The organism is Microcoleus sp. MON2_D5 (assembly GCF_036701905.1).
Lineage (GTDB): Bacteria > Cyanobacteriota > Cyanobacteriia > Cyanobacteriales > Microcoleaceae > Microcoleus.
In genome coordinates, this window is sequence record NZ_JAUBRM010000138.1 from 1 (window position 1) to 11,608 (window position 11,608).

The 11,608-nt window shown below is 47.3% G+C and carries 6 protein-coding genes; 2 read left to right on the plus strand and 4 right to left on the minus strand.

Annotated features, from left to right (window positions below; all coding sequences use genetic code 11):
- Positions 1-57: 57 nt before the first annotated feature.
- Positions 58-336: a hypothetical protein gene (locus QUA47_RS28590; protein WP_333433266.1), complete on the minus strand. Its 279-nt coding sequence runs from the start codon at positions 334-336 to the stop codon at positions 58-60.
- A 406-nt stretch (positions 337-742) separates the two neighbouring features.
- Between QUA47_RS28590 and QUA47_RS28595 the strand changes: the two genes are divergently transcribed.
- The gene (locus QUA47_RS28595) at positions 743-1,042 is read left to right on the plus strand and encodes a DUF7734 family protein (RefSeq protein WP_190743481.1); all 300 of its coding nucleotides are present in this window, start codon (positions 743-745) and stop codon (positions 1,040-1,042) included.
- Between the two features lie 91 nt (positions 1,043-1,133).
- Here the strand turns inward: QUA47_RS28595 and atpC are convergent, their stop codons facing one another.
- From atpC to QUA47_RS28610, 3 genes are all read right to left on the minus strand, one after another.
- On the minus strand, positions 1,134-1,541 hold the full coding sequence (gene atpC / locus QUA47_RS28600) for an ATP synthase F1 subunit epsilon (protein WP_190663502.1): 408 nt from the start codon (positions 1,539-1,541) through the stop codon (positions 1,134-1,136).
- 155 nt (positions 1,542-1,696) lie between these two features.
- Positions 1,697-3,154, minus strand: a complete 1,458-nt coding sequence (gene atpD / locus QUA47_RS28605; RefSeq protein ID WP_333220809.1) for a F0F1 ATP synthase subunit beta — start codon at positions 3,152-3,154, stop codon at positions 1,697-1,699.
- A gap of 132 nt (positions 3,155-3,286) precedes the next feature.
- Complete coding sequence (locus QUA47_RS28610) at positions 3,287-4,210, minus strand: PEP-CTERM sorting domain-containing protein (protein ID WP_333433267.1); 924 nt, start codon at positions 4,208-4,210, stop codon at positions 3,287-3,289.
- Positions 4,211-5,109: 899 nt separating this feature from the next.
- Between QUA47_RS28610 and QUA47_RS28615 the strand changes: the two genes are divergently transcribed.
- Positions 5,110-11,608: two-partner secretion domain-containing protein (locus QUA47_RS28615; RefSeq protein ID WP_333433268.1), on the plus strand; the 6,499-nt coding region annotated here is incomplete at its 3' end.

Consider the following 11,608-nt stretch of genomic DNA (forward strand, 5'->3'; position numbering starts at 1 on the left):
GGTACTGGAATAATAATGAATCCTCCTGTATTTATTGTTTTAAGCACTGCCTAGCCCTTAACTGAACCGTATTGCTCCATACATTCCATTCTTTAGAGAGCGCTGGTAGTAAATTTCTGCTAACCTATCTTGAGGATTTCTTTCGCAAATCTTACTGAATAATTTTTGCGCTTCAGTAAAATTTTGCTCGAAATAAAGCTTCAGACTTTTTTGAAATTCAGCAGCAGTTTCCTGTTTTAGTTCAATGCTGTGTTCTGTTTCTGCATCATAAATTTTAAACACGGAGACGGCAGATTTTTTGCCTTTTACTGTCACTCGCTCGACAAATCGGCACATATATTTTTCTCGATAGCCCAAAGGCTCTAAAATTGAGCCACTAACTATAATTCCCGCCTCGTAAACAGTTATTTATTAGCTTTGAGTTGCCACTTACCATAGCTGATCTCAAGCAAAAAACTAGCATAAATAGCAGCGTATATCCCAAGCAAAACGCTGTTTAATAAAATTTTGACGGGACAACGATAATTGAAACCTAGTCTTTCTGTGGCTCATAAAATATCGGACAAGTAGGTTTTGCCGGATGAAAATCTGGCAGATTTTTTTTACAGGATTTATATTATGTCCGCTTACTTCCTGCTGTAAAAAAAGGTCGAATTAAAAATAAAAAATTAGCTATCTGTCGCTGAAATTAGCCGCAAAATTAAGCTATATTGTAGCAGATTTCAGGAAAGTGAGATTTGCTATGGCTGACTCTATTGCTCGTCGTTTGGAACAATACACGGTAAAACGATCGCACGAAGTTTTAATCGTCAAGGCCGAAATTGACGGCGAATTCGATGAAATTGCTATTTTTAAAGGCTTTTCTAGCTCTTTGACGCGATCGACCGCTTTCGATCCCGAGGTTCCTGTTTTGCCGGAAGAAGCAAAAATTGTCAGTGTCGATCGCGTGGAGAGCCCCTACAATCCAAATAACCCCCGCTATCTTCAGCAGGGGTTATCTTGGGAAACAATGCAGTCTCTATTGTCCGAGGCGGGAGTTTAGCAAAACATTAGGGAGACAACGTGAGAAAAACAGCAGGGACACAACAATGTTGTGTCCCTACTACAAAAGCACTATGTCGTTACCCTTAGAGCTAGAGCGTGCCGCCGGCAGCTTGGAAACGAGCTCTCGCGCGTTTGATTGCTTGCTTAGCTTTAATTTGCTCTTGGTCAGTGCCACTAGCGGACTTTTCCAAACGAGCTACTGCTTCGGTGTAAGCAGTACGAGCAGCTTCTTTATCAATGGTTTCGCCTTTTTCAGCGCCGTTGACAAGAATAGTAACTTTGTTTTCTTGGATTTCTGCAAAGCCACCCATCAGAGCAATAGACACCCATTCCTTGCCGGGACGGACGCGCATTACTCCGGTATCCAAAGCTGTCAACATTGGAGCGTGACCGCTCAAGATACCCAGTTGGCCTGTGGTGCTCGGCAGAATTACTTCTTCAGCATTAGAATCCCAAACAGTTTTGTCTGGGGCCACTACGCGCACAGTTAATGTCATAAATTGTCAGTTGTCGGTTGTCAGTTGTCAGTTGTCAGTTGTCAGTTGTCAGTTGTCAGTTGTCAGTTATCAGTTGTCAGTTGTTACCAATAACAAATAACAAATAACTAATAACGACTGACTACTGACTACTGACTACTGACTAATGACTAAAATTACTTGGCGTCAGCTTTCATTTTTTCAGCTTTGGCGATCGCCTCGTTGATATCGCCCACCAAATAGAAAGCTTGTTCAGGTAATTCGTCCAGTTCGCCAGCCAAAATCATCTGGAAACCCTTAATGGTGTCTGCCAGCTTGACGTACTTGCCGGGGGAACCGGTGAACACTTCCGCCACAAAGAACGGTTGAGACAAGAACCGTTCAATTTTGCGAGCGCGAGAAACGGTCAAGCGGTCATCTTCCGACAGCTCATCCAAGCCCAAAATTGCAATAATGTCTTGCAATTCCTTGTAGCGTTGCAGAGTTGACTGCACTTGGCGAGCAACGCCATAGTGCTCTTCGCCGACAACGCTAACTTGCAACATCGTAGACGTAGAATCCAGTGGGTCAACAGCCGGATAAATCCCCTTCGCAGCCAAACCGCGAGACAACACAGTTGTAGCGTCCAAGTGAGCAAATGTCGTAGCCGGCGCGGGGTCAGTCAAGTCATCCGCAGGTACGTACACAGCTTGAACCGAAGTAATCGAACCTTCGGTAGTCGAAGTAATCCGTTCTTGCAAGTCGCCCATATCCGTACCGAGAGTCGGCTGATATCCCACAGCCGAAGGCATCCGACCCAACAGAGCCGATACCTCAGAACCCGCTTGCACAAACCGGAAGATATTGTCAATGAACAGCAGCACGTCTTGCTTGCTGACATCGCGGAAGTATTCGGCCATCGCCAGAGCCGACAGGCCCACGCGCATCCGAGCACCAGGCGGCTCGTTCATTTGACCGTAAACCAGAGCAATTTTCGACTTGCTGCGGTCTTCTTCGTCAATAACCCCTGACTCGATCATTTCTTTGTAGAGGTCATTACCTTCGCGGGTGCGCTCGCCCACACCACCGAACACGGACACGCCGCCGTGAGCTTTGGCGATGTTGTTCACGAGTTCCATCATAATCACGGTTTTGCCGACGCCTGCGCCGCCGAACAAACCGATTTTGCCGCCGCGACGGTAGGGGGCCAGCAGGTCAATCACCTTGATCCCGGTTTCAAACACCGAAGGCTTGGTTTCCAGTTCGGTGAAAGCCGGCGGGTTGCGGTGGATGGGCATACTTTCGGAAGTATTGACCGGGCCGAGATTGTCTACGGGTTGACCGATGACGTTAAAAATCCGGCCGAGAGTTGGGATTCCGACGGGAACTTGGATCGCTTCCCCGGTATCTACTACTTCCATGCCACGCACCAAGCCGTCGGTGGTACTCATGGAAACTGCGCGCACTTGGCTGTCTCCGAGCAGTTGCTGAACTTCGCAGGTAACGGCAATTTCTTGACCTGCTTCGTTTTTGCCGGAAATCGTGAGAGCGTTATAGATTTGGGGCAGTTTGCCGCCTGGGAATTTTACGTCTACAACTGGCCCGATGATTTGGGTGATGTAGCCTACGTTCGTTTTTTCTGCGGTGGATACCATGAATAGTGCCTTTGTTAGGATGCTATTTTTCCCGTTATGGAAAAAGTCTTAACATTTAGAAATGCTATTCCTCAGAGTACCACTGAACAGACGCACTATTTAGATTTGTATGGGGCTGGTTAAGAGTCTTTTTTATCGTTGCTGCCCTCGCTTTTTTTTCCTGCGAGCTGCTGCCACAGCCCCGATCCCCATCATAGTCCCGAACACTGTGACTGGTTCGGGGACTGGTTCGGGGACTGGTTCGGGGACTGGTCCGGGGACTGGTCCGGGGACTGGTCCGGGGACTGCTTCGGGGACTGACTGAGCCGACACGGTGAAGTTTCGGAAGGCAAGGCCGTTGACTGGTGTGGGAGCTAACTGAGCCGACAGGGTGAAGTCTTGGAAGTCCACGTCGTTTCCTCCTCCGGCATCGTCGAATGAGATTTTTGTACCCTGAGCCAGTTGGGCCATTGTGAGCAATGAATATTGCTCTGGGCCTTTACCGCCGTTGACGCTTGTAAATGAGTCGCGGGAGTTGTAGTCGAGATTAAAGTCGCCAAACACGGCTTGCTGACAGCCCGCCACCAGACAGTCATCTCTCCTGTACTGGGTGTTGGCGGCAAACCATTCGGGGCTGTTCATGAAGGTGCTGCTGGAGGCGTACTGCTCCAATGGTTGGCCGGTGCCGCTGTCGCTCCACAGCAGCAGGGCATAAGTTTGATCCTGCAAAAATTTGAAGGTTTGGGTGATGGAGCGGTTTTCGGAGGTGACTGCGTTGCCGAAGCTTCCCTGCCAGTCATTCGCGCTGCCGTTATCTGAGGGTTTAGTCTCGTAGAACAGTCTGGCGATGTTGGTGTAGCCAGTGTTTCCTGACTGAGCTTGGGCTACCCACAAGCTGGACTGGTAAGCGCCGTGAGATTGGTCGAAGGTAAAGTTTATATTGGTATCTTCATCGAACTGGATGCCGGCAGTGCCAAACATGAAAGCTCTGACGGGCGTGCAGATGCTCAGCAACATTGTGGTTGCCAAGCTGGCGACTGTAAAAGATGTTTTTTTGACTAGCGTTAAGGTAGTCATAACCCTGATTCCTCCAGTATTGTTACGTAGTAAGGCGCAAAATGCCATGTTGCCGTGACGCGAATCGACGATCGCGAGCCTGCGATATTTAGGACGATCGTCAAATCTAAAGAAGAGGCTCCACACCCGTGAATCTACAGAGAGATCTTACTTAAGGGTGTTTTGGAGTAAATGAGTGCTTCTTCTAAGAGTTTTCACTGACACCAGATTGGCACAGTTTAATCTGTAACAGCAAGATTTTCATCCTGCCTAGACTTCCAACTTACTACATTTACTTCGTTTTAGTAACAGTCTAAAGTTGAGTACAAGACTTGCAACTATTGGCTTTCATCAAAAATACATAAAATTTTTAATCGAGCTTTATGAAGTTTTGGTAAAGTTCATCCCTAAAATATAAAGTTTTTGAGAGAACCTCGGCTGTTCAGTCAGTTGTTCGTGAAAGCGGGCTGCAAGCTGGTCGCCCGATGCAGAAAGAAGCGGCGGCGACCGCGAGTAGGAATTTGAGCGAGTTTTTTGCCTCTCTAAGCAAGCTGTATAGTAGGCGATCGGTACTTACGTACTTTTGACTAATATTCCAAGTTTTTTAAACCTCTAACCCTCGCATTCCGCGCCATACTTTCACCAACAGTCCCGGACGCATTAACCCGGTTTTTTAAGGTAATTGGGTCAGGGAAGCAGTGAAAGTCAAAAAAAGAAACCAAGTTTCATTTCCCGCGCCTGACTTCTAGTAAAAAAACTGTTTTTACGTAAATCATAGTAATTAAAAACATACATTTCCTTTTTCAGTCCTAATTATTCGACCAGCAAAAATAGGCGGCTCCTATTGACATGAGAAATTTTTAGGAGTAAAAGTAGTAGAAATAAATACGATCGCACTTTAAGCACAATCTTTAAACACAATGACACCCAACAAACTACATTTGCTCGGATGGTTATTCATTGTTAGCTGGCTGAGTGCAGCGACGGGTTCGGCAAAGGCGCAACCCATCTCCCCCGCACCAGACGGCACTAACACAGTTGTTACTCCCAGCGGCAACCGCTACGACATTTCCGGGGGGGCCTTCAGCGGAGATGGGGCTAATCTTTTTCATAGTTTTACTCAGTTTGGCCTCAGCGAGGCTCAAACGGCAAACTTTCTGACTAATCCCAATATTCAAAATATTTTGGGAAGGATTACTGGGGGTAATCCTTCTTTAATAAATGGCTTAATTCAAGTTACGGGCGGCAATTCCAATTTATTTTTGATGAATCCGGCGGGCATAATTTTCGGGCCGAATGCCAGTCTCAACGTGCCTGGATCTTTTAATGCTACTACGGCGACAGGGATTGGTTTTGGGAACAATCAGTGGTTTAGTGCGATCGGCAATAACAATTGGGCAACTTTCATCGGGACGCCGAATAGTTTTGCGTTTACAAATTTGCCAGGTGGAAGCATTGTTAATGCAGGCAATCTGACGGTGACACCAGGTCAAACTTTAAGTTTGATCGGCGGTACGGTTGTCAATAATGGTCAGCTAACTGCGCCTAGCGGCAATATTCTCATCAGCGCCGTACCGGGTAACAATTTGGTGCGAATTAGTCAAGCTGGAAATTTATTGAGTTTGGATATTCAGCCGACAGCAACTCAAAGTTCTCTGCCGAACAATTGGACGCAGCCAGTGTTATCTTTGCCGGAGTTGCTGACTGGACAAGGTGTGGCCCAGGCGACGGGTTTGACGGTAAATGCCAATGGCGAAGTTGTGTTGACAGGGAATGCTGCTGTGCCGATAACTGCGGGAACTGCGATCGCATCCGGCAGTATCAATGTCTCTGGCAACACTGGCGGTACTGTAAATATTTTAGGCGACAAAGTAGGAGTTATTGCAGGCAAGATCGATGCTTCTGGGATTAACGGCGGCGGTAATGTACTGATTGGCGGAGATTATCAGGGTTTGGGGACTGTACCCAATGCTTCGCGGACTTTTGTTAGCAGCGATTCGACGATTAATGCTGATGCTATTAGTAATGGGAATGGCGGGCGAGTGATAGTTTGGGCTGATGAAACTACTCGCTTTAATGGGAATATTACGGCCAGAGGTGGCTTGTTTTCTGGGAATGGCGGCTTTGTGGAAGTGTCGGGAAAGCAATCGCTGGATTTTCAAGGATTAGTTGATTTGCGATCGACCTTTGGTATGGCGGGAACCTTATTGTTAGACCCTACTGATATTACTATTAGTACAGATGTGGATACAGGTGGCACTTTATCAGGGGGAGCATTTACGCCCTCGGATGGGACTTCTACAATTAATAATGGGACGCTGCAAACCCAGCTAGATTTGGGAAATGTGACTATTTCTACTGCGTCGGATTCTCCGAACCAAGGCGATATTACTGTCAGCGCTCCGGTTTCATGGGCTAATAGTAATACGCTAACTCTGAATGCTAATAATAATATTAATATTAATAATACCAAACTCACCAGTCAGGGAGGCAATATTACTCTGAATGCTGATAGTGATAATCTAAACGGTGGTGCTGTCAGTATCGTAGGTTCGACGATCGATACTAATGGTGGTAATTTCCTGGGCATCGGTAGAGGGAGTGGTACCTCTGCCATTGGAGTTGCTATCGAGAGCAGTATAATTAATGCCGGAAGTGTAACTATTACCGGGACGGGGGGAAATGGAACCGATTTCAATCAAGGGATAAGTCTTAAAAATACCGGCCAAGTGCGATCGCAAGGAAATATCACCCTCACAGGAACAGGCGGCAACGCGAGCGGGAGCGACAACTGGGGCCTAGTGATAGAAGGGCTGGTAGAATCCACAGGCACCGGGAATGTCACTTTCATCGGTGTTGGCGGCAGCGGGATCGATCGCAATGGAGGGATAAGTCTTAGCAATACCGGCCAAGTGCGATCGCAGAATGGAAATATCACCCTCACAGGAACAGGCGGCAACGCGAGCGGGATCAGCAACTCTGGCCTTGTGATAGAAGGGCTGGTAGAATCCACAGGCACCGGGAATGTCACTCTCACCGGTGTCGGCGGCAGCGGAACCGATATTAATCCAGGGATAAGTCTTAACAATACCGGCCAAGTGCGATCGCAAGGAAATATCACCCTCACAGGAACAGGCGGCAACGCGAGCGGGAGCGACAACTCGGGCCTAGTGATAGTAGGGCTGGTAGAATCCACAGGCACCGGGAATGTCAGTTTCATCGGTGTTGGCGGCAGCGGGACCGATCGCAATGGAGGGATAAGTCTTAACAATCCCGGCCAAGTGCGATCGCCAGGAAATATCACCCTCACAGGAACAGGCGGCAACGCGAGCGGGAGCGGCAACTCGGGCCTTGTGATAGAAGGGCTGGTAGAATCCACAGGCACCGGGAATGTCAGTTTCATCGGTGTCGGCGGCAGCGGGACCGATCGCAATGGAGGGATAGGTCTTAACAATACCGGCCAAGTGCGATCGCCAGGAAATATCGCCCTCACAGGAACAGGCGGCAACGGGAGCGGGAGCGACAACTCGGGCCTTGTGATAGAAGGGCTGGTAGAATCCACAGGCACCGGGAATGTCACTCTCACGGGTGTTGGTGGCAGCGGAACCGATTTCATTGAAGGGATAAGTCTTAACAATACCGGCCAAGTGCGATCGCAGAATGGAAATATCGCCCTCACAGGAACAGGTGGCAACGCGAGCGGGAGCGACTACTCGGGCCTAGTGATAGAAGGGCTGGTAGAATCCACAGGCACCGGGAATGTCACTCTCACCGGTGTCGGCGGCAGCGGAACCGATTTCAATTCAGGGATAGCTATCCTTTTAAATAATAATGCCAATATTACGACCAACGAACAGAATATTACTTTTACTGGCAATGTATTTCTCGATACCAATTCTAATGTCAATCTCAAGACAAAGGCAGGTGATATTAATTTTGGAGGAACTGTTGATGGCGGTGGCAATCTCACCTTAGAAACAGGGAGTGGAAACATTGATGTTAAAGGGGACGTAGGCAAGGACACCCCATTAGGAAATCTGACCGCCAATAGTTCTGGTACAACAACATTTAATCAAACAGTCAATGCCGCGAGTTTGACTACAGATGCTGGCGGCACAACTACACTCAATGGCAATGTCACGACAACTGGCGCTCAAACTTATAACGATGCTGTCAAGATTGCCAATAAATCGAGTCTCGCAGGTAGCGACGTTACTTTCCAAAATACTGTTGACGGTAGTGGCGATTTGACTGTGAAGGCGAGTAGTGGCAATATTACATTCAGCGGTGCAGTTGGTAAGACAACTCCTCTCACAAGTTTAACTGCCAACAGCAAGGTATCTTTAGGCGCCAATGTCACAACAACTGGCGCTCAAACTTATAACGATGCTGTCACGATTGCCAATAATCCGACTCTCACAGGCAAAGGCATTACTTTCAATAATAATGTTGACCCCCTTAATAACATCGGCAGCAGCTTGACTGTGGATGGGGGTACTGGTGATGTTACATTCCAGAGTACGATCGGCACTATCAACAACCCAATCGTAGATTTGAAAACTAAATCTAGAGGAACAACCGTATTTAGTCAAACAGTCAATGCCGTGACTTTGACTACAGACGCTGCGGGTGGCACAACTCAACTTAATGACAAGGTGACAACTACCGGCAGTCAAACTTATGGAGATGCTGTCACAATTGCCACTAATCCGATTATTTCAGGCAGCAACATTACTTTCAATAATACTGTCGATGCCAATAACATTGGCAGCGACTTGACTGTAAATGGGGGTACGGGTAATATTACCTTCAATGGTGCAGTTGGCAATACCAAGGCATTAGGAAATATTACTGCTAACTCTACAGGCACAACCGCATTTAATCAAACAGTCAATGCCGCGAGTTTGACTACAGATGCTGGCGGCACAAGTCAACTCAATGGCAATGTGACTACAATTGGCAGTCAAACCTACGGAGATGCAGTCACTGTTGCGAATAATCCGATTCTTTCAGGTGACAGCATTTCTTTCAATAATACTGTTGATGGTACCAGCGATTTGACTGTGAAAGCCGCTAGCGGTGATGTTACATTCAAAAGTGCAGTTGGGAATCCAACAAGTGCGATCGGCAATTTAACAGCTAACTCTAGAGGAACAACCGCATTTAATCAAACAGTCAATGCCGCGAGTTTGACTACAGATGCTGGCGGCACAACTCAACTTAATGGCAATGTCACTACAACTGGCCCTCAAACTTATGGAGATGCAGTTACAATTGCCAATAATTCGATTCTCGCAGGCAGCGACATTACTTTCAATAATACAGTTGATGTAGCTGGCAATCTGGGTATTGCCGCTGAGAATGTTAATCTCAAAGAAACTGTAACAACAACCAATGACGGCACGCTCACAATTACCAATAAGGTTAATCTCAATATTGAGAAAAACCTGAACTTAGACGGTGCATTTATTCAAAACGGCGGGGGAACGGTTGCGATTAGCGGAAATATCACCACAACTAATGATAATATTAGTTTGAGCGACCCGGTGACATTAAAAGCTCCTGTAAATTTTACACTCGGAGATGCAACTATTGCTTTCGGTTCGAGTTTATCGGGAGGTAGTAACCCGCTGAATTTAACAGCAGGTGAAATTGATTTTTCTGGGAATGTTTCTGGTACGGGCGGGTTGACGCTGCAACCTGCAACAGCAGGACAAAATATTGCTGTTGGCGGAACTGATAACAATACTAGCGCTTTAGATTTGACTGCATCTGAACTTAATTTGATTCAAAATGGATTTAGCTCGATCGCGATCGGGCGATCGGATAGCAGTGCAAATGTTAGTATTTCCTCTAATCTCACATTTTTAGATCCAGTAAATATTCAAACGGGAACTGGTACGATCGCACTTGATGGAACTATTACCGGAAATGACAACAGCAGCATTACTCTCAATGGTTCCACAATTAATTTGAATTATGGCATCAATACCAATAAAAACCCGCTCACTCTAAACGCCACTGTAACACTCGGCAACGATATTAATCTCAGTACCAGCGGCGGAGATATTCAGATAAGTGGTGCGATTGACGGCAATCATTTGTTCAACTTAGATGCCGCTACAGGCAATGTGCTGCTACAAGGAAATATCGGAGAAACAGCACCACTTTCTGCTTTGAATGTTACGGCAACGCAGGCAGAATTCACTAACGGTAATATTGCGAGCAATTCGGGTTTTAATATTGCTGCGGCGCTCACTAAGCTGGGTGGTAATGTTACTACTAATCAGGGCAATATCAATATTAACGGTGTTATCGGGTTGACGAAAGATGCAAGATTGAGTACAGCCGGGGGGAATATTGCCTTTGGAGGTGCGATCGACAGTATTGATGCCGCCCGCAGCCTAAATCTGGATGCAGGTAGCGGCAGCATCACTTTCAACGGTGCGGTGGGGGCCACCAGCAAGTTAGGAAATCTTGCGATCGAAAATGCTGGCAATGTGACAGGAAACTCGACAATTAACGCGCAACAATTGACAGCACTAAACACGGAAAAAGTCAACTTATCGGGAGATGTCACCGCAGGCAAAGTCGATATTACTGCCAAGGGCGATATAAGCGTTAAAAATATTACTACTAATGGCGGAGAAATTCTATTTACAAGCGGTAACAATTTCACCGCAGGCAATTTGAATACATCGGCAAACAGTGGTGGCAACATAACTGTTAAGGCGATAACTTCAATTACCACCGGACAAATTAACTCTAGCGGTATAGTCGGAAATGCCGGCAATGTGTTCTTAGATCCGATCGGCGATATTCAAGTAGAGTTTATCAATGCCCAAGGCGGTACTGGCGGCACCGGTGGCGATGTCACAGCAATAACAGGCAATTTTTTCCGGGCTACGGGTGCTTTTTCCACACCTTTTTCGCCGACGGGATTTGCTAGCATTTCTACTGCTGGCGGCACAGGTAGTGGAAATATCGCAATTACACACGCTGGGGGAGATGGAGGGACGCCGATTCAACCGTTTGTGGTGGGGGATGCTGCTAGCAACGGTACGGCGGGTGCAATTACAACGGGACAATCTAGCATTACATCGCAGTCGTTGCCGCGTTCTAGTAGTGTTGGTAATATTGTGTTTTCGACTGACGACGCGATCGACCCAACGCCAACTCCAACTCCGCTGGTAACTCCCACTCCGACTCCGAGTGAAACTCCAACTCCGCTGGTAACTCCCACTCCGACTCCGAGTGAAACTCCAACTCCGCTGGTAACTCCCACTCCGACTCCGAGTGAAACTCCAACTCCGCTGGTAACTCCCACTCCGACTCCGAGTGAAACTCCAACTCCGCTGGTAACTCCCACTCCGACTCCGAGTGAAACTCCAACTCCGCTGGTAACTCCCACTCCGACTC